This is a genomic window from Maricaulis sp. (assembly GCF_017643475.1).
Taxonomy (GTDB): Bacteria; Pseudomonadota; Alphaproteobacteria; order Caulobacterales; family Maricaulaceae; genus Maricaulis.
Window position 1 is genome coordinate 1448219 of sequence record NZ_JAEPNI010000001.1, and the last position, 20693, is coordinate 1468911.

Here is a 20693-nt window from a genome sequence, read left to right on the forward strand (position 1 = left end):
GGAGCCAGGAATGTCACTCTCTGAAAGCGAAAGCCCGATCGCGGCACGCTCTGGTGTCGACTCCGCCTGGGCGCGCTTGCGCGTCGAAGCTGCTGCTGCAGCTGCGGAAGAGCCGATCCTTGCCAGTTTTCTCAATGCGGCCGTTCTGCGCCACGACCATTTTGCGCATGCGCTGGCTTATCGCCTGGCTTCCAAACTGGCCGATGCTCAGCTGGACATGATGCTGGCCCGCGATGTTGCTGAGGCGGCGCTTGAAGGCGATACGAAGATTGTTGAGCAGGCCGCGGCCGACATGATGGCTGTCGAGGAGCGCGACCCGGCTTGCAGGAGTTTCCTGCAGCCCTTCCTTTATTTCAAAGGTTATCACGCGCTGCAGGCCCACCGTGTCGCTCATTGGCTGTGGGGCGAGGGACGTGAAACCCTGGCCTTTCACCTGCAAAGCCGAGTGTCGGAACGTTTTGGCGTTGACGCCCACCCGGCGGCCCGGATCGGCCAGGGTGTCATGATCGACCACGCGACCTCTGTCGTGATCGGTGAAACCGCTGTGATCGGAGATGATTGCTCGCTGCTGCACGAGGTGACGCTTGGCGGAACCGGTGCTGCGCATGAAGATCGCCATCCGAAAGTCGGTCGTGGCGTCCTCATTGGTGCGGGCGCCAAGGTGTTGGGCAATATCGAGATCGGTGACGGCGCGCGTATTGCTGCCGGGTCCGTTGTGCTCAAGCCGATCCCGGCGGGCTGTACCGTCGCAGGGGTGCCGGCGAAGATAGTCGGCGATTGCTGCCCGCAGCCGGCGCGTTCGATGGATCAGCGCCTGCCGGACTAGGCACGGCTGTTTGTCATCTGTAAATGAAGCTTGGCTCTGGACGCGCCCGGTACGGGTGCGCTTAGTTACGCACCAAACGAATCCCCCACTTGGAGAGCTCCCGTGGACAAGAACATCACGCCGATCGAGGCGGTCAAACTCCAGCAATTCCTTTGCGGCAAGCTGAATCCGGATCTGCAGGTCCAGCGTCGCAATCGTCCGGACGAATGTGCCGAAATCCACATTGGCGATGAATGCCTGGGTGTGGTCTCCAAGATCATCGATGAGGGCGAGACGTCCTACTCCTTCGAAATCACCATTCTGGACATCGATCTCGAAGAACTTGAGTAAGTCTGCCAAGCCGGTCCTCGAACTGCGAGGCGTATCGAAACAGTATGCGGGTGGGATCAAAGCCGTTCGCGATGTTTCGCTGTCTCTGGATGAGGGCAAGCTTCTGGCCCTGACGGGAACGTCAGGATGCGGCAAGACAACATTGCTGAAACTCATCAACCGCCTGGAGGAACCTTCGGGCGGTTCGATCGTTTATGAGGGGGCGGATGTCCGCCAGTTCGACGCCTTTCGCCTGCGCCGCCAGATCGGCTGGGTGATGCAGGGCGATGGCCTGTTTCCTCATTTCACCGTTCGCCAGAATATCGCGGTCGTGCCGCGCCTGCTGGAGTGGGATATCGCCACGACGGAGCTGCGAGTGCGCGAGATGATGCAGTTGGTCCAGCTGGATGTTGAGGCGTTTGGTGAGCGTTATCCCCACGAATTATCCGGCGGCCAGAGACAGCGTGTCGGATTTGCCCGGGCCCTGGCCGGCAAGCCGGACCTGGTCCTGATGGATGAAGCCTTCAGCGCGCTTGATCCACTGACCCGTGACGATTTGCAACGTGATTTCAAACGTCTTCAGTCAGAGCTGGGCTTTTCCGCCGTGCTTGTCACGCATGACATGGCCGAGGCCCTGATCCTGGCAGACGAGATCGCCGTGATGCGCGACGGGCAGTTTGTCCAGAGCGGAACGCCGTCGCAATTGCTGGCAGAGCCGGCTGACGACTATGTCGCCGGTCTGCTGGACACGCCGCGTCGCCAGATGCGTGCCATTGCGGAGCTGGGCGGATGAACGAGAACCTTGCCGAACGTCTCAACGAGCTGCCAGACCTTCTGTCAGGGCATGTCCTGTTGTCGCTCTCCGCGATCCTCGTCGGGCTGGCGATCAGCCTGCCGCTGGGCGTATTCGCGGCGCCGCGAAAGCGTTTTGCCGCGGCTGTCCTCAACATCGCCGGTGTGATCCAGACCATCCCCGGTCTGGCCCTGCTGGCATTGATGGTGCCGCTTCTGGGTGGGACAATCGGCTATGCGCCGGCCTTCATGGCGCTGATGCTGTATTCAATCCTGCCGATACTGAGGAACACAGTGGTGGGGCTCCAAGGTGTCGAGCCAGGTGTTGTGGAAGCGGCCCGAGGGCTGGGGCTCACGCAGAAACAGCGGTTATGGCAGATTGAATTGCCGCTGGCTCTGCCGTTCATCGTTGCGGGGGTCCGGACATCCATTGTCTGGGTGGTCGGGGCTGCGACCCTTGCAACCCCCGTTGGCGCGCCCAGCCTTGGAAACTACATCTTTGCCGGGCTGCAGACCCGCAACTGGCTGTCTGTAGTGTTCGGCTGCCTGTTTGCGGCTGGTCTGGCCGTGGTGCTGGACCAGCTCATCCGCCTGCTGGAAGTCGCCGCCCGGGACCGCCGGAAGATGCTGGCAGTGCAGGTTGGTGCGCTTCTCAGCGCACTGGTCGTGGCTTCGGTGTTGCCGCGTTTCGTCGAATTCACCCCGCCGGCACAGCCGCAGATCAGCCAGCAGTTCGCCAGTGTCCGGGCGGAAGAGGGCGCTCTTGATGACGAGATTGTTCGCCTTGGCGCAAAGGCCTTTACCGAACAGTACATTCTCGCCGAGCTGATGGAGCAGGTGCTCGTAGATGCCGGCGCAGAGGTAGAGCGCCTGGACAATCTGGGCTCCATTATTGCCTTCGATGCCCTGCGCAATAACGAGATCGACGCCTATATCGATTACACCGGCACCATTTGGGCGACGGTGATGGCCCGTGATGAGCCAATCAACCGCCATGCCATGTTTGTGGAAATGGCGGCGTATCTGCGCGAGGAGCACGGCATTCTGACGCTGGGGCGCATGGGATTTGAAAACGCCTATGGTTTCGCCATGCGGGCGGACCAGGCCGAGGCGCTGGGCATTCGTTCCCTGGCCGATCTGGCAGTCCACGCTGGGGCCCTGGAAGTCGGCGGCGACGCGGAGGTGTTCACGCGCTCGGAATGGATCAACACGCGCGATGCTTATGGCCTGGGGGCGATCTCGACCCGGGCGATGGATGCGACTTTCATGTATGACGCGGTGCGAGACGGCCAGGTGGATGTCATCAGCGCCTACACCACTGATGGTCGTATCGCTGCCTATGATCTTGTTGTCCTGGCCGATCCACGTGGAATTTTACCGCCTTATGACGCCGTTATCCTGTTGTCACCGGAGGCTGCGGAGAGGCCGGGGCTTGCTGATGCACTGGCGGGGCTTGTCGGATCGATCAGCGATGACGATATGCGGGAAGCCAACCGCCTTGCGGATCTCGAGCGCCAGACCCCGCAACAGGCGGCAAGCTGGCTGTATGAACAGGTGACGGAGTAGGGCGTGAGTGGATTTCTCGGACATGGTCGGCTTCAGGATGCGGAATGGCTGATGCGCGCCTGCATGGAGCTGAACAAGGACATTCCACCACATGCGCCTGAAATCACGCCAGAGACCATCCTCAACAAGACCTACACCCAGCAGGCCGCGGAGTTTGAAAGCCTGCTCGAACGCATCGACCCGGAAGGGGATATCGATCGCCAGCTTTTTCCAGCTGTGGCTTACTTCAATGCCGCAGAAAGCCTGCCACTCGACATCATCCTGGCGGGCATTGCGGCCTTGCTGATCTGGGTCTTCATGCCGAATTATTATTCCATCATGGAATACGTGGCCTATGTGGCGCTGGGCGGCTATCTGGTGATCCAGTTTCTCCGGGCGCGCTCAAAACGTGATAACGCCGAACAACAGATGCGAAGAATGGGCCTGAATCCGCGCGAACGCCATCCGCTAACCTTACGGAAGCTGGTGAAATATCGCCAGCGAAGGGTAACGGTTCACTAGGTGTCAAGCCATTCGAGTGCCTCACAACGCGTGCCGAATACTCCGAACACATCCAGTTTCTGTGCCGCAGGCATCAGTTGCCATGTCTGAACAATCGGCATGGTTCCCTCCGATTCGATTACCCAGGCATTCTTGTTGGGCGGGCCGGCGATGTGAGCAGTGTCCTGGAGCAGTTTGATGAAGCGGTTTTCGAACACCTCGTAGGTGAGGTCGCTCAGATCCGCTCCCTGTTCCACAATGATCAAGCGTACGACCTCGGACGACCATTCGTCGGACTGGATCATTTCCATGTAATTGCGCACAATCTCGTCAACCGGGACCCGTCCGAAAAAGCGGGTCTCGAACCGTTTTGCCTCGGGTACGAATACACGTTCGTAGGGCATTCAAGGTCTCCGACTTGCTTTAATCCTAGCCGGATAGGTCAGTCGTTCAAGATCATCCGCAAAAAAAGTGCGGCGATTAATCGCCGCACTCCTGCGCTACAGGATCACAGTACAGTCAACATCGTCGCGACGAGCGGGTGGCGGACGATGTCCTTGGATTCGAGGCGGCTGACACCGACATCCTCAAGCTCGTCCATCTTGTCGGCGATCGTCGCCAGACCCGACATTTCCGGCAGGAGGTCGGATTGCGCCGGATCACCGGTGACGACCATTGTGGAGTTCCAGCCGAGCCGGGTGAGCAGCATTTTCAGCTGACCATAGGTACAGTTCTGCGCCTCATCGACGACGACAAAGGCATTGTTCAGCGTGCGACCTCGCATATAGCCGATCGGAGCGATCTCGATCACACCTTCGGCCATCATGGCCTTTAGCTTTTTCGGGGAAAGCCGGTCGGCGAGGGCGTCATAGAGGGGGCGCAGATAGGGGGCGAGTTTCTCTTCCATGGCACCGGGCAGGAAGCCGATTGATTCTCCGGCCTCGACCGCGGGCCGTGACAGGACGATCCGGCTGACCTTGCCGGCTTCGAGCGCCTCGACGGCCTTGGCAACGGCGAGATAGGTCTTGCCAGTGCCTGCGGGGCCAAGGGCCAGGACGAGATTTTTCTCGTCGATGGCTTTCATCAGTTTTTCCTGGCCGGCTGATCTGGGTTTGACCTTCTTCACAAACCTCTGGTCACGCATGGGCTCCTTGTCGTCGGGGGACCAGTGTGTCCCGGGAAAGAGTGACTGGATCTTCGCCTTCTCCGACTCATAGTGCTTGCTGTTGAACTCTCCGGCTTTCAGGCGACGTTTGACGGATCGTTTGGCCATGGCTGGAACCTCCACACATGAAAAACCCCTCAGCCGAGGGCAGAGGGGCGAAAACGCGTTGCGTTGATGAAATTTCGGAAGACTCCGGCAGTTTCTGCGGCGTGTGGCCGTAACCGGGGGGCGGACTGACGCGATAATCGGGCATGCCGACCTGCAGACCTCCTGCTAGAGTGACCGATACGATCCGGGACCACGCCTCGAATCGTGACTACAGTCTGAGTGTAACTCAGTGAAGAAGATCTGAACGCGTTTGTCGCGCGAATTTCATAAAACTTTGGGGGCCGACACGGATGGCAATTTATGCATTGGGTGAGTCGCGACCGGTTCTGCCGGAGAGCGGAAACTACTGGATCGCCGACAACGCCACTGTTATCGGCGATGTTGTCCTGCATGAGAATGCGAGCATCTGGTATGGCTGTGTCGTGCGCGGCGATACCGACCGGATCGAGATCGGTGAGGACACTAACATCCAGGATCTAGCCGTCCTGCACACGGATTTCGGCATCCACATGAAGATCGGCAAGCGGGTGACGGTCGGTCACCAGGTCATGCTTCACGGGTGTGAAATCGGTGACAATTCACTGATCGGTATCGGTGCCATTGTCCTCAACAAGGCAAGGATCGGGAAGAATTGCATTATTGGCGCAGGCGCGTTGATTCCCGAAGGCAAGGAGATCCCGGACAATTCACTTGTGGTCGGCTCGCCGGGGCGTGTAATCCGAACGCTGGATGATGACACGGCGGCCATGTTGAAAATGTCCGCCGAACATTATGTCGAGAACTCACAGCGTCATTCAGCTGAACTGAGGCGTCTGGACTACTAGTTCGCGCGGCCCCACAGATCGCGGATATTCTGGTCCGCCTCGCTGCCCAGGTTGAACCACGCCGCACGGTCGTGGGAGGCGTCGATGATCAGCAGCTTGTCATCACGATCAAGTACATGGCTGAGCTCGTTGCGCAGCACGGCCGCCGTGGTCGGGCCGCGAAGCAGCCAAACGCCCGGTGTGACCGTTTCTACATCGCCGTAAGCAGCGAGGGAGGAGCGGAAGTCGGCGCCGTTCTCCGAGGTAATCTCGGTGATGATGACAAAATTCGCAGGCCGGGCACCTGGGGTGACGCGCTTTTCGACGACAGTGCCGCCATCCGATTCGCCGAACCAGGATTTCATTTCCTCGATATCAGCGGCCGGGGCAAACTCGCCTTCCTTGTCGGCAGCGACCATGGAATGCGACGCAATCCGGCCTTCACCTACGAAGGCGCGCATTTGCGGCGGCGTATAGGGTCCGTAGACACGGCCCTCAACTTTCACAAACCAGGACATTGCGATTCCATCATCGCGAGGCATATCGACCTCTTTCGCACCGAGTACTCAAACTATCATACACAGACTTGCGGCAAGAATCTGGCCACAGCCCAGAAAAATTCAACCCTTCAAGGATTGGGTGATTACTGCCCGTCAGGCAGCCTGTCCTCCGTCTCTCAAGGCCTCGGGTGGATCGAACACCACCGCGAAGCCATTGTCCAGAATGCGCGCCACACGCCCGGACATCTCGCCAACCCTGACAGGTTCATTGACCTTGGGGCGTTCCAGGCATTCGAAGGCAGCGCCGGTCACCGAGACATCGAGAACGTTGGCGTGAATCACCACGCCGTCGGCGAAACGTATCTTGGCACGACCGCGCCCAGGCTTGCGCGGCGCTTGGCGATCTTCATCCAGACCAAGGCGATCCTTGTTGAAACGCCAGGTAATGGTGTCGGCCAGCTTGTCCCGTTTCCGGTCGGTGGCGCTGAAGCGCAAGCTGAACTCGTCGCCATCGCTGCGCACGACCACACCTTCCATGCGACCAATGCCGTTGATCATCAGAATGATACGCTGATTACTGGCAGGCAGGGCGCGTGACATGACGCGCGCTCCGCCGGGAGAAATATCGATCAGACGGCAGGCATGCTCTCCAAGAGTCTCGCTCCAGAAACGGCCATGAAGGCGCAGCGGAAGACGGGCGTGCCGCCGTCTTTCGGCAGCCCCGCGGGCAGCAATCCGGATTTTGCGACGATCAAGTCGGTTCGGCTCTTCCGCCATGGCCTTCTCCATGCGCGGATCAGGTTTAGCGAAGAGGGGTTAAAAACCCTTTGCTACTATCGGTCGTTTGCGATCATTTCCCGCGCTGAACGCATGTCTCGTTGTGAAACGCCGAACAGGTGTCCAGGCACGGCTGGCGGACGAATTTCGCGCAGGCCTGTGCGCACGACAGGGCGGTTGTCAAACCCGTCGGCGTCATCCAGCGGCTGATAAAGACCGAGTATACGGTCGACGACACCCTCTGGCCCCTTCAGCGGGAAGAAGCTGATCTCCACCGGCAATTGGTGCATGTCGATCGAGGAGGCGCGTGCCACGACCGAGGAAGGTGATGCGCCGGACAAGGTCGATTCCAGCAGGGCCTGGATATGTGTCGCATCATGTCCGCGCCACAGGCTCAGGAAGTTCTGGTCGCGAAACTCGCGCTGATACAGCTGACAGAAATGCGTACCTGCAAGGCGAAAGACATGATGGCTCTGGTCTATGCGGCGCAGCATGAAGACGTAACCCAGCAATGAGGCGATATCCTGGGGTTCCACATCAGAACGCTCCGGTGTCATCCCCGCTGCCCGGCCAGACATTCGCAATGTCTGCCAATAGCTGTGCAGGGCTCTCGATTGAGCGTGTTTCATCTCGCACTCCGCTGTCGTCGCATGGCAGGGCTTAACGCCCTTCGCAGTCGCCCAGCTTCAAGATCGGGGCCATACCCGCGAGACGGGAATTGCGGATTTCCAGCTTCCCGATATGGGCGAGCGGAGTGGTGCTGAAACCGGCCCGGGGATTGCATGGACAGGCGCAGGATTAAAGGAGCCTCGCCATGAGCGTTTCAGCACGGCACGCTTTTATGATTGCAGCCAGCGCTGCATTTGCAGTTGTTGCAGCACCGACCGGATTCGGGGCCGCGACCGCCCTTGCGCAGGATTGCTGTCACCCGGCACCACCACCGCCTCCGCCGACTCACTGTTGCGATCACGGTGGCGGCCATACGGTGAACGTTCCGAACATCAATGTGCATGGCGGCAATATCAATGTCGGTGTCAATGTGCATGCCGGCGTGAACATCACGGCCAATGTCAACGCCAACGTCAACGCGACCGCGAATGTGAATGCCAATGCCGCGGCCAATGCAGGCGCTGGCGCAATCACCTTTGTGGGTGGCGGTTCCTATTACAGCAACACCACGGCACCGGCCGCGACGGCGATTGCCGGGCTCAATGTGGTCGAACGCGAGGAAGAGGCCTGGGAGTACTACGAGGAAGAGCGCACACGTATCATCGAGGAATGGCGTGTCGTTCGGGCTGTCTGTGTGGATGATAATGGCACACCGCACCCGGCCTCACAGGTCGATGGCGAGTCTCGCGTCGATGCGGTTTATGACGGTGAGCTTTTTCGCTGTATGGCTGGTACGGCGATGCAGGTGACTGTTGGCTGGCATTCCGATGGCAACAGTGTCTGGGAAGACGGTGCAACGATTATGTGTCGCAAGGGGGAGGCACTTCGCCATATGCCGGGCGGTCAGCTCTACTGCTCGACCCAGGAGCCGCGCCGCAATTGCAATGAACGCTCCCTGTTGCGCCGGTTCGGCCCGGGCGAGAAGCTGATTTTCATGCGCCGTGAGGAGCGGTATTTCGAACAGATGCGCCGCGAAGTTCGCACGGAAAGCCGTGAGTCGATTTCCATGACGCTGATGCTGGATGGTGGTGTTGGTGGATATCGCTAATTAGCGCTCATGAGCTGAAAATGAGAACGCCGGCCTATCAGGCCGGCGTTTTTGATTCACAGGTGTTGTTGTTCAGATCAGGACTCGACTTCATCCTCGGCAGCTTCCGTTGCCTCGGCACGCTGTTCGATGAGCTCCAGCGCCGTCTCTCGATCCTCGACTTCCTCGATCGTCTCGATATAGCAACGTTCATGGTCACGGGTGACGATGTATTCGCTACGAGGTGAAAACACAGTGCCGGTAGTGGGCAGGCTGGTTCCTACCTGCATTCCGCCCCGCAGGCCGTAACAGCGGTGGGTCAATGTCACGAGATAATAGCGGCTGACACCACCTCGCAGGATAAGGTGTTCATTGTCGACGACGGTGTATGAGTTGATATTGACCAGGCGAACCCGATCCGCGCTGGCGGGCATCGCCAGAACTACGGCAGCCAGGGCCGCGGCGGATAGAATACTTTTTATCTTCACGATCTTATGTCTCCAAAAAATCGTCCCTCAAAGATGAGTATACGGGGGAAACCACGGGAATCAAACTGCGTTAACGAGAGATTAGCTCGATTGGCAGGACCATCTACGCGATTCGAATCTCTTGGAGGTCGGCATGGTCGATCGCATCGAAAATCTCGACATGCGCGGGTTCAACACCGTAATCCGCCAGGCTGCGCGCGAAACCGGGGCCGATTTCGAGTATCTCGCTCGTACCGCTGCCCGGGAGAGCAATTTCGACCCAGAGGCTCAGGCCCGGACGTCCAGCGCTGCGGGCATGTTCCAGTTTATCGAACAAACTTGGCTCGGCATGATGCAACGCCATGGCGACAGCCATGGTTTCTCCGATCTCGCAGCGCAGATCGAGCGTAGCGCGGACGGGCGGTTCGAGGTCACTGACAGCGCGGCACGTCAGCAGATCCTGGATTTGCGATTCAACGCCGATGCAGCCGCGCTCATGGCGGGCGAGCTGGCCGCAGAGAATGGCCAAATCATCGAGAACCGGGTTGGGCGTCCGGCGACATCCGGCGAGCTCTATGCTGCGCATTTCCTGGGTGCCAGCGGCGCTGCCGACCTCATCGAGGCGGTTCGGGACAACCCGCAGCAATCAGCCTCACACCTGTTTCCGGCCGCAGCGGCGGCCAATCGCAACATGTTTCATGATGGTGCTCGTCCAGTGAGTGCGGCTCATCTGCTGGGGCGTTTGACCGGCGAGGCAGAGCGCGCACTGGCCGAGGCTCAGCCCGCTGGAGCCACCTCTGCGGCGGCTCACCGCCACGACAATATCGCGGCGGCCGTCCCCGCTATCGCGCGCAGTTTCGGCGTGATGAGTTCAGGCTCGTTCGCGTCTTCCGGTGGTGAGCTGACACCGACGCTGGTGGAAATCCTTGCGTCTCTAGATGTGCCCCTCGCTGCGCGCCAGCGTGACGTCTGACGCTGAACACTGTGTCTTGACAAGGTTTCGTTAAGCATGCTGCGGCTAATCTCTTGCCAGATCCTTATCTTGTGAGACCGCCATGGCTGTAGTTGCGCTTCGAAATCGACTGACAGACACCGACATCCGCCGCCTTGTTAAGGGTGGTGATGATGACGAACGTGCCAATGCTGCTCGAAAAATTTGTCGCCTGATCGATGCGGCACCCCTGCAGGGCGAAGAAAACCAGGCAGCCAGTGGAATTCTGCAGCTGATTATCCAGGATTCTGCGGAGTTGGTTCGACGGTCGCTGGCTGTGACCTTGCGGCAGTCCAAAAACCTGCCCCACGATATCGCCTTGCGCCTGGCCGCTGATGTTGAGGAAGTGGCGACGCCGATCCTGCTGTCCTCGCCGGTGCTTGACGAGGACGATCTGACCCGTCTCGTGGAGACATCCCAAGGCGGAAAATTGTGTGCCATTGCTGCACGCGAGCACGTTCCGAGCATTGTCGTCGAGGCAATCATCGACAAGGGCGATGAGAAGGCTGTTGGCATTGCGGCCAGCAATGACGGTGCTGACTTCAGTCAAAACGCTTATGAAAAAGCGTTTACGCAGTTTTGCGAGAACCAGGGCGTGATGGAAGCTTTTGTTGCGCGTTCAACGCTGCCGCTTTCTGTCACCGAGAAACTCATTGCCCACATCAGTGACGAGGCGATGCAGCGTCTCGTCGAGAAACATGCATTGCCGCCGCAGCTTGCTGTAGAACTGGCGGAAAACGCCCGTGAGCGCGCGACTGTCGACCTGGTTGACCAGGCAGGCCTTGCACATGATCCGCAGCATTTCGTGCAGCAATTGCGCATGAATGGCCGACTGACCCCGTCGCTTGTGCTGCGGTCGATGTTGCGGGGCCATGTTGCCTTTGTTGAGCACGCATTTGCCGAGCTGGCTGGTGTCACGCATGCGCGAGCATGGTTATTGGTACACGATGCTGGCCCGTTGGGTCTGCGCGCTGTTTATGACCGCACGGGCATGCCGCCGCGTCTTTATCCGGCTTTCCGTGCTGCGATCGATATTTTCCATTCCATGGAGATGCCGCACGACAAGCAGGGGCGGGAGCATTTCCAGGCCGTTCTCGCCGAGCGTGCCATTACCCGGTTCCAGGGCATTCCGGAAGAAGATCTCGATTATGTGCTCGACCGTCTTCATGGCGAGCCGGCGGAGTACAGCGAGGCCAGCTGATCCCACAAGATATGATCGACATCAAAAAGGGCGCCCGAAGAGGCGCCCTTGTTTGTTTCGGTGATCTGACAGCGTATGCGATCAATCATCCCACGGCTTGGCAAACTCGGTGGACTGGACTTCCAGCTCTCCGGCCAGAGCGGCGGCTACAGCATCATTTGTATCGCGAATATTCTGGCTCAGTGCTGCGCGAATGGCGTCTACATGTGCCAGCGCAAGAGCTTTGGAAGCTTTCTGGCGTTTCTCATCCATGTCGATGAGCTTGGTCAGCGATGCCGCCAGCCGCGTGATGATCGGGAATTCATAGGTCGAGCCGACGCCACGCAGGTCGTGGGCACAGATAAAGAGCTGTTCGCCTTCATCTCCTTTGAGCCCTTTTTCGCGAACGAGTTTCGCCGCGTCTTCCAGCTTCTGGACCTCTTCCTCGAGCCAGGCGCCAAATTCATGGCGAAGATCCTTGATGGCATCCTCAGCCTTTTCGATCAGGTGCAGGTCGCCGGCACTGATCGGGCCACCGATCTTGATCTGCAGCATGTTCGGCGGGTTGACGATTTCAACATCCTGGTTCGGTTTGGACATAATTTTTCCTCTTACCTGGCGGCGAGCAGGGGTTGTGCGGTTTCATTCACGGCACGCTCGCCTGCTCGGCGGTCGGGTCCGAAATAGTCGCTGGTATTGACGAAAACTCTATCGTCCTCGAGCGCCTCGACGATCGTCGTAGCGAGGCTGGAGGAGGTGAAAGGCTTGACCAGGAACGCGCTTGCGCCGGCCTGGCGGGCGGCGCGGATATGTTCCCCGTCGGAATAGGCTGTCAGCATGATTATCGGCACATAAGCCGCCGAGCAGAGCTGTGGGTTTCGGATCTCACGGACAAGGTCCAGTCCGGTACGCGGGCTCATCTTCCAGTCGGTGACGACCAGGTCCACGCGATGCCGATCTAGGTGGGAGAGGGCGGCATCAACAGATTCCGCCTCGAATACCTTGGCGACACCAAACGCCTGCAATGACACGCGCAATAATCCGCGCAGCGCTGCATTGTCGTCGACAATGAGCACGGTCTTGCCAGCGCAGCTTTCTTTGATGTTGCTCGTCAAGGTCACGTCCACAGGCTCACTATTGATAGCCGAAAACAACGTAACGCGCGGTGCTTAACACCAGCCTAAGCTTACTAACTTTCGAACTGTTCTGCCAAGATGCGTTCGGAAAGGTTATATCCCTGATCAAACAACATGGTCAGGGTGATGTCCGATGCTTCCTCGACATCAACCTTGCAGACCTCACGGAATTCCTTGTTGTCGGCGACTGCGGAAACCGGTCGGTGATTGGGTTCGGAAATCTCGAAGCCGACTTTCGCTGTATGTGGCAGGAGTGCGCCGCGCCACCGTCTGGGGCGAAACGCGCTGATCGGCGTCAGAGCCAGGACACGCGAATCCAGAGGCAGGATCGGGCCGTGGGCTGAAAGATTGTAAGCCGTTGACCCGGCAGGAGTTGCGACCAGTACGCCATCGGCCTGCAATTCGGCGAGGCGGTCGGTTTCGTCAATGCGGATCTTGATCTTGGCGGTCTGTCGCGTCTCGCGCAACAGGGAGACCTCGTTGATGGCCAGGGCTTCAAACCTGTTGCAGTGCACGTCTTCGCCGCGTGCACGCAGGGGGTGAATGCTGGCGGCCTCGGCGCGAGCCAGGCGTTCCAGCAAATCGTGCTCGGCATAGTCATTCATCATGAAGCCGACGGAGCCGAAATTCATGCCATAGACCTTGGCGCCGGTTGAGATTGCCGTGTGCAGCGCGTCCAGCATCAACCCGTCGCCGCCCAGGGCGATAATTATGTCGGCATCATAAACAGATGTGGAGCCATATCGCTCTTCAAGCCGCTGGCGCGCGGCTTTCGCTTCAGGTTTGGGGCTGGCGAGAAAGGCTAGGCTGGGTCTGGAGGTCAAATTGCGCACTCACTTGGTGAGTGGCCATTAAACCCTGCCACCCATCTGACGCAAGACTTTGGCCGCTTTTTCAGGACCGTACATACGAAAGACATTGGCCGCAGAGGACATCGCATCGCCCTCGAGCGCCTGGTGCATTCGCCCGAGGTGGCGCAGAGCCTTGTGAACGATCGGGTAAGCGGTTCGATCCAGCCCTGCAGACTGACAGGCGAGGGCCGCAGCACGGACACCGCCCATGGCCAGGGCGACGCGCCATTGCGCGACGGTCAGTTCGCAGAGCTCGGCGATAGCATGGTCGAAGACTGCTTCCTCGCCCTTCTTCAGGGCGGAAAGGGCGTATTGACCGTTGAGGCGGCCTTCCTTCCTGGCTGCATGAACCAGTTCGGCGGCGTCGTTGTCCGAACCCTCGTCGGAGATCTTGAGTGCAGCCTCGACCGTCAGCTCCTCGACCTTGGTCTTGTCCAGGCCGAAGCGGCGGCAGAGTTCCTCGCGCCAGCTTTCCGGCAGCATGATGCACAATTGCGTCGCGTAATCCGTGGAGATGTCGTGGCGACGGGCAAGCGCTTCGCGCAGCTTTGGGTGGGTGCGCGCCGCCGTGAGGCAGATCTCCAGCGTACCTTCGGAAATCTCCGCTGTGTCATTGTCGGCGAGCGCTCGAAGCACATTGGCCTCGCCAGGTTGCGCCAGGGTATCAGTGACACGGACGCGCAGGTTGGAACGTTTGGCCAGGATCAGACGGTGATAGGGGGAGGCGGTCTGCGCGATGTGGATCATGTCCTCATCAGACAGGCCGTCACCTTTCTTGATGATCACGCTGGCAATCTCGATATCTCGCGTGCCCAGGAAGCGCAGAGCCGCATGGGGCGCCCATTCGCAAGAGGTCAGCTTTTCAGCCATGGCCTTTTGCGTGTCTTCGGTGCAGGTTGAAGAGAGCGTAACCAGTAACTCGCCGGCAACGGGCTCAGCTGAGTCCGACAGCTTCTGGGCAATGCACATATCCGTTACCCCCAATGCAAGCTGGTGACGCTTGTCGGGGTCACGCATTTTTGCGAGAGCTTGAAGCGCTTGTGCAGGACTGGCTGTCATTGATGTCTATATATTTCTTTGCCCGACCTTGCTGATAGCGCGGATCAGTTTGAAAACTTGTTAATTCCAGTATTCGGAAAGCAGATTTCTTATGGACGAACAGATTTTTAGCTCGATTTTTTCGCTTTATTCGGGAGTTCGTCGGCGCACACAATTACTGGTATCGGACCTGTCCGCCGAGGATATGGTCGTGCAGACCATGCCGGACGTCAGCCCGACCAAATGGCATCTCGCGCATACGACCTGGTTCTGGGAGTGCTTTATTCTTCGTAAGTACGATCCCGACTACGTCGAATTCTCTCCTGAATTCAATTATTTGTTCAACTCGTATTACGAGCAGATTGGCGAACGACACGCTCGCCCGGAGCGTGGTTTCCTGACCCGCCCGTCTCTCGATGAAGTGTTGGCTTATCGTGCTCATGTTGACGCAGCGATGGAGCGTTTACTCTCCGGTAACCACAAAATCGATTCTACCGAAGTAAAGGCGCTGGTTGAGCTTGGTGTTGCTCACGAGGAGCAGCATCAGGAATTGCTGGTAACGGATATCAAGCATGTTTTGTCGCGGCATCCGTTCAGTCTCAAGGCCTGGGCGGAAGAGACCCTGCGCGGCAATGATCTGCCAGAGTTGAGCTGGCGGGCCTTCCAGGGCGGGCTGTATGAGTTCGGGCATATCGGTGAGGACTTTCATTTCGATAATGAGGGCCCACGACACCAATACTGGCTTGAGGATTTTGCCTTGGCCTCGCGTCCGGTCAGCAATGGCGAGTATCTCGAATTCATGGCCGATGATGGATACGGCTCTGCCGCACTCTGGCTGTCCGAGGGCTGGGCAAGCGTAAACCGCGAGAACTGGGCCGCTCCGCTCTACTGGTTCCGCAAGGAAGGGGAGTGGTTCGAGTTTACACTGGGTGGTGAACGTCGTGTCGATCCGGATGCGCCGGTCAGCCATCTCAGCTATTTCGAAGCGGCCGCCTTCGCCGAGTGGGCGGGAGCACGCCTCCCCGAGGAGCGCGAATGGGAATTTGCGGCCGCCAGCCACAACCCCGGTCTTGCTGACACGCTTGACCCGGCGCGGGCCCCCCATCCCGTTTCCCGCCCTGAACATGGTGGATTTTCGCAATTGTTCGGTGGGGTGTGGGAGTGGACTCGTTCGGCCTATTCCGCCTATCCGCGCTACCGCCCGGCAGCGGGGGCTGTAGGTGAATACAATGGCAAGTTCATGTGCGGGCAATTCGTGCTGAAGGGGGGATCTTGTGCGACGCCGCCAGGTCATGTTCGCGCAAGTTACCGCAACTTCTTCCCGCCCGATGCACGCTGGCAGTTTTCCGGCGTTCGACTGGCCAAGGATATTTGACGCAGAGCCCAGTGCGGAGGATGTTAGCCCCAGTCGATAAAGAATTGGGGAGATCGCTATGGACGATCAAGCTGCACCGAGCGTCAAGGATCAGGTCACGGCAGAGGAATGGAAGGCGCGGTGCGATCTCGCAGCGCTATATCGCCTCGTTCACATGCACGGCTGGGATGACCTGTTTTTCACCCACATCTCCATGCGTGTCCCGGGGCCGGAAGAGCACTTCCTGCTCAACCCGTTCGGGCTTCTCTATGAAGACGTGACCGCCAGTAACATGGTGAAGGTCGACCTGCAGGGCAATGTTCTGCCGCCCTCGACCTATGGCATCAATCCGGCCGGTTTCACCATTCACTCCGCCATTCATGAAGCGCGCAGCGATGTTAAGGTCGCGATGCACCTGCATTCCGACCAGGGCGTCGCTGTTGCAGCGCAGAAACGTGGACTTCTGCCGATCAGCCAGCTGGCGATGAATGTCTATAATGATGTCGCGTATCATGACTATGAAGGCATTGCCCTTGAGTCCGAGGAAAAGGTTCGCCTGGTCGACGACCTGGGCGAAAAGAACCTCATGATCCTGCGCAATCACGGCACATTATCGGTTGGCGATCACCCGTTTTCCGCGTATGTTAGAATTTATCTACTTGAGCGTGCGTGCAAGATTCAGCTCATGGCGCAGGCAGGCGGGGAGTTGATCGAATGGGATCAGCCCATGCAGGACAGGGTGTTTGGACAGTCTTCCGAGATCGCGGGCAACGAATTCTTCAAGGAAATTGCGTGGGCCGCTGTTCTCGACCGCGTGCGCCGCGAAAGCCCGGGCTTCGATACCTAGGACTGTTGGCCGCGCTGGCCTGGGTGCCTTCTGCTGAAGCGGGGGGCTGGCCGCGGGACAAGGGCGAGACCCTGCTCATCCTGACCAATCTGGTCGACCGCGCTGATGGCTATTTTGATGCTGACCGGCAGCGGCAATCAGGCGGTCATTTCTACAAGGATGAGCTGGCCGCCTACATCGAATACGGAGCGACCGACCGGGTGACCCTGGTCGGTCGTTTTGCTTGGCAGAATGTCGACCAGCTCTCGGGCGGGCGGCGGGATGCCGCGCAGGGCTTCTCGGCCAGCGAGCTGGGAGTGCGGGCCTTGATCTGGCGCCGGGATGACTGGGTGGTCAGCGGACAGCTTTCACATTTTGTGCCGGGGGAGGGCGAGAATGTCACCAATCAGCCGCTCGGCCAGGGTGAGGGGGCGTTTGATCTGCGTTTGCTGGTTGGCCGCGCGCTGCCCCGCGACGGTTTCCTGGATGTTCAGCTCGCGCACCGTGCGCGCGATGGCCGCTATCTCGATGAGTGGCGAATGGATACCAGCCTCGGCTTCGCAATCAGCGAACGATGGTCGGCGATGGTGCAAAGCTATTCGGTCTGGAGTGCAGAGGAAACGCGTCCGGGCCTGCCTGAATTCGACCAGCACAAACTTCAGTTCAGCGTGCTTCGAACGGTCGGCGAGGTCGATTACCAGATCGGAGTTATTTTGACGCCCAGCGGCCGCAACGCGCTGGACGAACGCGCTGCGGTCCTGTCGGTCTGGCGGCGTTTCTAGTTCGATGTCTGCGCGGCGATGTATGCGATGACATCACGGCGGTCATCCGCGTCACGCAAGCCTACAAAACTCATGCGATTGCCCGGTACAAGGCCACGCGGGTTTTGAATCCACGCGTCGAGCGTTGCAACATCCCAGACAAGACCGGCGTCCGTCAGGCGGGGCGAATAATTGAAGCCTTCCTTGGCTGCGGCCTGGGCTCCCATGATACCGTGGAGGTTCGGTCCGACTGTATGGCGGCCTCCTGCTTCCAACGTGTGACAGGACTGGCAACGGCGATATTGGCGGCGACCATTGACCAGGTCAGCATTGGCGAAGGTCTCGCCCAGCGCCAGTACGGCATCAGGAAGCGCATCGGAGGCCTGCTGACTGGTGGATTCTGCCAACTCTGTGACGGCAGTCTCTGCAGCTGCTCCAGCTTCGTTTGCCCCTGCTTCGGCTGTAGGCTCGGCTCCGGCATTGGTCGGCAGTTCGCTGGACGTGGCCGAGCTGTCGCCTCCACCGCAGGCTACAAGCATGAAGGCGGACAGGGCGGGCAGGACTAGACGCGACATTTCAATCTCCGTTCTGGGGTGGAGGTAGATATACGCCAGTCGCACCGAATGCCGATGCGTCAGGATGACGCCGGATGCATGCAGCCTCACAATCCGGCCCGTTCATCTCCGGTTACATGGAGAACCCGCATTTTTCTTGCGTCATCGCGAAATGTTCGCTCCAAGAGAATACAAGGAAAGTCACAATTCACAGGTTGAATTGTGCGAGGGGACAAATGGACAAGACTTCGCAAATGCGATCCGTGTCCTTGTGTGGCGCCGGTCATTCCGGCTCGACACTGCTGGGGATGATTCTCGGCAGGCATTCGAGCGCCTTCTACATGGGAGAGGGCGGCAAGGTTCGCTATCTGCACGATGAGCGCAAGCCGATGCGCAAGCGGGTCTGCAAGATCTGTGGTGATGACTGTCCGGTGTGGAGCAAGTTCCACTGGGACGAGACGCGTGCGCTCTATCCGCAAGTCGCGGAGCATGTCGGAGTCTCGATGATTGTCGACACGACCAAGGATGAACGCTGGATCGAGACCCGTAGCAAGGAGATGCGCGAGGCGGGGGGCGTACCGGCCCTGTTGTTTCTGACCCGTGATGGTCGCGCCGTCGTCAATTCGCGTATCCGGAAATATCCCGAGCGCGACCCGTCAGACCAGATCCGGCAGTGGGCCGACAAGATCGGCACGAGCGACACACCGTTCAACGCTTCTGACGGCCCAAAGATGCGTGTGCGGTATGAAAAATTGGCGACCGACCCGGAAGTAGTGACCCGCCAGGTCTGTGATCTGCTTCAGATCGAGTACGAGCCGGATATGTTGCGCTTCGACGAGCGCCCGCAACACGTGCTGGGCGGCAATAGCGGAACTCAGTTTCTTGTCGCCCGTAATCAGTTCGAAAACCCTCAGGATGCGTTTGTCTCGCTGGCTGATCGTACACGTGACTATTATGGCGAGCATGCCGGCGGCATCTCGCTCGATCTGCGCTGGAAACAGGAATTGTCCAGCGAGCACGAAGCCTTGTTTGAAAAGCTCGCCGGGCGAGCCAACGCAGAACTGAAGTGGGAGGCCTGAAGTCGATGGCCAAGATTGATCTTGTTTTCCGTCAGATCGACGAACGTACACGCGATGTGGCGCTGGAACTGGCCAAGGAGAGTATCCGGCCGGACAATACCTAGCATCATCGACGATGTGCGGCCCTTCACTGAGTGCGTGAACCAGATGCTGCAAATCGATCACGATTGCGACTACGTCGTCTATGTCGATGCGGATTGTCTTATCCTCGAAGACCTGCGGGCCTTTATCGAAACCTGCGACGCGCCCTATGTGGACAGTTATGTGTCAGACCGTTTCCGAGGCCGTCTGCACTGCGGTGTGCACATCACCCGGATTGATCTCGTGCGTCGCATGGCGGCTACCGAAGTGCCGGCGGACGACATGAAATACGTGTTGCGTCCGGAATCGCGCCTGCGCAACCTGGCCATGAAACCGATGGGTGTGGCCAAGCAGTTCCGGAACTTCGATATTCTACATGATCACTTCCAGTCCTATCACCACATCTTCATGAAGTACGCGCTGCGCGAATTGCGCAGCCGGACCAAGGACCAGGGGGTTCGCCTGCGTCGCTCCATGGACGCCTGGGACCTGTCCGAGGACTGGTGCGATCTGAAAATGGCGAAACACGCCGTGGATTACGCCCGGGAAAAAATGCCGCTCGATTCAAGCCCGGATGAGGTGCACGAATTTATCGAGGCGCTGCCGGAACATGCCGATGCCGAGATCAGGCGCCTGGGCGTGCAGGAAAAGCCGGAGTTTTCGCGCGAAGAACTGAAGCGCTGGCTCGAGGAAAATCGCGGCCGGGTAAACTATGGTTCCTCAGCTGATAAACCGAAAATCTTCGGACTGGGCCTCAGCCGGACCGGCACGCGCAGCCTGACGGCCGGTCTGCAGGTTCTGGGCTTTGATTGCAGCCATTATCCCATTGACGAGGACACCTATACCGAGCTGTCCAATGCGCAATACGGTCTGACCCTGCTGAAATACCATGATGGCCTGACCGACATCACGACCATCCCTTGCTACAAGCAGTTGGACAAACAGTATCCCGGATCGAAATTCATCCTGACGGTTCGCGACAAGGAAGGCTGGCTCGGCTCTTGCGCGCGGCATTATTTCAACCGCCCGGCGTTCAAGTTGACTGAAGACCCGGACCAGGAAGTGCACATGAACATGCGCCGCTTCCTCAGGGCGGCGGTTTACGGGTGTTATAATTTCGACCGGCACCGCTTCTCAGATGTCTATGATGACCATGTCCGTGCCGTGATGGATTATTTCAAGGACCGTCCGGGCGACCTTTTGGTCATTGATATCTGTTCCGGCGAAGGGTTCGAGAAGCTTGCACCTTTCCTGGACCGTCCGGTTCCGACCGAAGTCTTTCCGCACAAGGGCGCTGTCCTTTCGCGCCGGATGAAGGAAGAGGCCGAGAAAAAGGCCGCGGCTGTCGCCTAG

25 protein-coding genes are annotated in these 20693 nt (G+C 58.9%); 14 read left to right on the forward strand and 11 right to left on the reverse strand.

The genetic code is table 11. The features are described 5' to 3' along the window. Positions 1-10 precede the first annotated feature (10 nt). From cysE to JJ889_RS07035, 5 genes are all read left to right on the forward strand, one after another. Positions 11-826: a serine O-acetyltransferase gene (gene cysE / locus JJ889_RS07015; protein WP_291893036.1), complete on the forward strand. Its 816-nt coding sequence runs from the start codon at positions 11-13 to the stop codon at positions 824-826. Positions 827-928: 102 nt separating this feature from the next. Continuing rightward, positions 929-1156, forward strand: coding sequence for a DUF3126 family protein (locus JJ889_RS07020; protein ID WP_291893038.1), 228 nt, complete (start codon positions 929-931; stop codon positions 1154-1156). After that, positions 1149-1928 (forward strand): ATP-binding cassette domain-containing protein, encoded by a 780-nt coding sequence (locus JJ889_RS07025; protein ID WP_291893041.1) that lies wholly within the window; start codon positions 1149-1151, stop codon positions 1926-1928. Before JJ889_RS07020 ends, JJ889_RS07025 begins: the two co-directional genes overlap by 8 nt. Further along, positions 1925-3493, forward strand: a complete 1569-nt coding sequence (locus JJ889_RS07030) for an ABC transporter permease/substrate-binding protein (protein WP_291893044.1) — start codon at positions 1925-1927, stop codon at positions 3491-3493. Before JJ889_RS07025 ends, JJ889_RS07030 begins: the two co-directional genes overlap by 4 nt. Before the next feature lie 3 nt (positions 3494-3496). Then, positions 3497-3994 carry a hypothetical protein gene (locus tag JJ889_RS07035; protein ID WP_291893047.1) on the forward strand — a complete coding sequence of 166 codons (498 nt, stop codon included), beginning with the start codon at positions 3497-3499 and terminating at the stop codon, positions 3992-3994. On the opposite strand, the gene JJ889_RS07040 is transcribed toward JJ889_RS07035, so the two are convergent. Beyond that, positions 3991-4377, reverse strand: a complete 387-nt coding sequence (locus JJ889_RS07040; protein WP_291893050.1) for a hypothetical protein — start codon at positions 4375-4377, stop codon at positions 3991-3993. The two genes, JJ889_RS07035 and JJ889_RS07040, sit on opposite strands and share 4 nt — an antisense overlap. 104 nt (positions 4378-4481) lie before the next feature. Continuing rightward, complete coding sequence (locus tag JJ889_RS07045; RefSeq protein ID WP_291893053.1) at positions 4482-5246, reverse strand: PhoH family protein; 765 nt, start codon at positions 5244-5246, stop codon at positions 4482-4484. Between the two features lie 290 nt (positions 5247-5536). Between JJ889_RS07045 and JJ889_RS07050 the strand changes: the two genes are divergently transcribed. Continuing rightward, entirely contained in the window at positions 5537-6070 is a 534-nt protein-coding gene (locus JJ889_RS07050; RefSeq protein WP_291893056.1) for a gamma carbonic anhydrase family protein, read from the forward strand. Here JJ889_RS07050 and JJ889_RS07055 read toward each other — a convergent pair. The 3 genes from JJ889_RS07055 to JJ889_RS07065 all read right to left on the reverse strand — a co-directional run bounded on the left by JJ889_RS07055 (position 6067) and on the right by JJ889_RS07065 (position 7955). Continuing rightward, positions 6067-6591, reverse strand: coding sequence for a DUF4339 domain-containing protein (locus JJ889_RS07055; RefSeq protein WP_291893059.1), 525 nt, complete (start codon positions 6589-6591; stop codon positions 6067-6069). The two genes, JJ889_RS07050 and JJ889_RS07055, sit on opposite strands and share 4 nt — an antisense overlap. A 111-nt stretch (positions 6592-6702) precedes the next feature. After that, entirely contained in the window at positions 6703-7326 is a 624-nt protein-coding gene (locus tag JJ889_RS07060; protein ID WP_291893061.1) for a PilZ domain-containing protein, read from the reverse strand. A gap of 56 nt (positions 7327-7382) precedes the next feature. Further along, positions 7383-7955: a PAS domain-containing protein gene (locus tag JJ889_RS07065; RefSeq protein ID WP_291893064.1), complete on the reverse strand. Its 573-nt coding sequence runs from the start codon at positions 7953-7955 to the stop codon at positions 7383-7385. 185 nt (positions 7956-8140) lie between these two features. Here JJ889_RS07065 and JJ889_RS07070 point away from each other — a divergent pair, with 185 nt between their 5' ends. Then, positions 8141-9043: a hypothetical protein gene (locus tag JJ889_RS07070; RefSeq protein WP_291893068.1), complete on the forward strand. Its 903-nt coding sequence runs from the start codon at positions 8141-8143 to the stop codon at positions 9041-9043. A 77-nt stretch (positions 9044-9120) separates the two neighbouring features. Here JJ889_RS07070 and JJ889_RS07075 read toward each other — a convergent pair whose 3' ends face one another. Further along, positions 9121-9510 carry a DUF6491 family protein gene (locus JJ889_RS07075; RefSeq protein WP_291893071.1) on the reverse strand — a complete coding sequence of 130 codons (390 nt, stop codon included), beginning with the start codon at positions 9508-9510 and terminating at the stop codon, positions 9121-9123. A gap of 133 nt (positions 9511-9643) precedes the next feature. Here JJ889_RS07075 and JJ889_RS07080 point away from each other — a divergent pair, with 133 nt between their 5' ends. Both JJ889_RS07080 and JJ889_RS07085 read left to right on the forward strand, forming a co-directional pair. After that, positions 9644-10462, forward strand: coding sequence for a transglycosylase SLT domain-containing protein (locus tag JJ889_RS07080; protein WP_291893074.1), 819 nt, complete (start codon positions 9644-9646; stop codon positions 10460-10462). 82 nt (positions 10463-10544) lie between these two features. Continuing rightward, on the forward strand, positions 10545-11681 hold the full coding sequence (locus JJ889_RS07085) for a DUF2336 domain-containing protein (RefSeq protein ID WP_291893077.1): 1137 nt from the start codon (positions 10545-10547) through the stop codon (positions 11679-11681). An 81-nt stretch (positions 11682-11762) separates the two neighbouring features. On the opposite strand, the gene JJ889_RS07090 is transcribed toward JJ889_RS07085, so the two are convergent. The 4 genes from JJ889_RS07090 to JJ889_RS07105 all read right to left on the reverse strand — a co-directional run bounded on the left by JJ889_RS07090 (position 11763) and on the right by JJ889_RS07105 (position 14664). Continuing rightward, on the reverse strand, positions 11763-12260 hold the full coding sequence (locus tag JJ889_RS07090; RefSeq protein WP_291893080.1) for an Hpt domain-containing protein: 498 nt from the start codon (positions 12258-12260) through the stop codon (positions 11763-11765). Positions 12261-12271: 11 nt separating this feature from the next. Next, complete coding sequence (locus tag JJ889_RS07095) at positions 12272-12775, reverse strand: response regulator (RefSeq protein WP_291893083.1); 504 nt, start codon at positions 12773-12775, stop codon at positions 12272-12274. Positions 12776-12849: 74 nt separating this feature from the next. Then, on the reverse strand, positions 12850-13620 hold the full coding sequence (locus tag JJ889_RS07100; RefSeq protein WP_291893085.1) for an NAD kinase: 771 nt from the start codon (positions 13618-13620) through the stop codon (positions 12850-12852). 27 nt (positions 13621-13647) lie between these two features. Next, positions 13648-14664 (reverse strand): DUF2336 domain-containing protein, encoded by a 1017-nt coding sequence (locus JJ889_RS07105; RefSeq protein ID WP_291893088.1) that lies wholly within the window; start codon positions 14662-14664, stop codon positions 13648-13650. Between the two features lie 133 nt (positions 14665-14797). On the opposite strand from JJ889_RS07105, the gene egtB reads away from it, so the two are divergent. From egtB to JJ889_RS07120, 3 genes are read left to right on the forward strand one after another with little or no spacing between them, the layout of a single operon-like run. Beyond that, positions 14798-16060: an ergothioneine biosynthesis protein EgtB gene (egtB, locus tag JJ889_RS07110; RefSeq protein WP_291893091.1), complete on the forward strand. Its 1263-nt coding sequence runs from the start codon at positions 14798-14800 to the stop codon at positions 16058-16060. 58 nt (positions 16061-16118) lie between these two features. Further along, complete coding sequence (locus JJ889_RS07115; protein WP_291893095.1) at positions 16119-16886, forward strand: class II aldolase/adducin family protein; 768 nt, start codon at positions 16119-16121, stop codon at positions 16884-16886. Positions 16887-16891: 5 nt separating this feature from the next. Further along, complete coding sequence (locus tag JJ889_RS07120; protein ID WP_291893098.1) at positions 16892-17647, forward strand: hypothetical protein; 756 nt, start codon at positions 16892-16894, stop codon at positions 17645-17647. On the opposite strand, the gene JJ889_RS07125 is transcribed toward JJ889_RS07120, so the two are convergent. Beyond that, positions 17644-18201 (reverse strand): cytochrome c family protein, encoded by a 558-nt coding sequence (locus tag JJ889_RS07125; protein WP_291893100.1) that lies wholly within the window; start codon positions 18199-18201, stop codon positions 17644-17646. The two genes, JJ889_RS07120 and JJ889_RS07125, sit on opposite strands and share 4 nt — an antisense overlap. A 215-nt stretch (positions 18202-18416) precedes the next feature. On the opposite strand from JJ889_RS07125, the gene JJ889_RS07130 reads away from it, so the two are divergent. Together JJ889_RS07130 and JJ889_RS07135 are read left to right on the forward strand one after the other, a co-directional pair. Then, positions 18417-19259, forward strand: coding sequence for a sulfotransferase (locus JJ889_RS07130; protein WP_291893103.1), 843 nt, complete (start codon positions 18417-18419; stop codon positions 19257-19259). A gap of 147 nt (positions 19260-19406) precedes the next feature. Continuing rightward, a complete protein-coding gene (locus tag JJ889_RS07135) occupies positions 19407-20693 on the forward strand; it encodes a sulfotransferase family protein (RefSeq protein WP_291893106.1) in 1287 nt (428 codons plus the stop codon).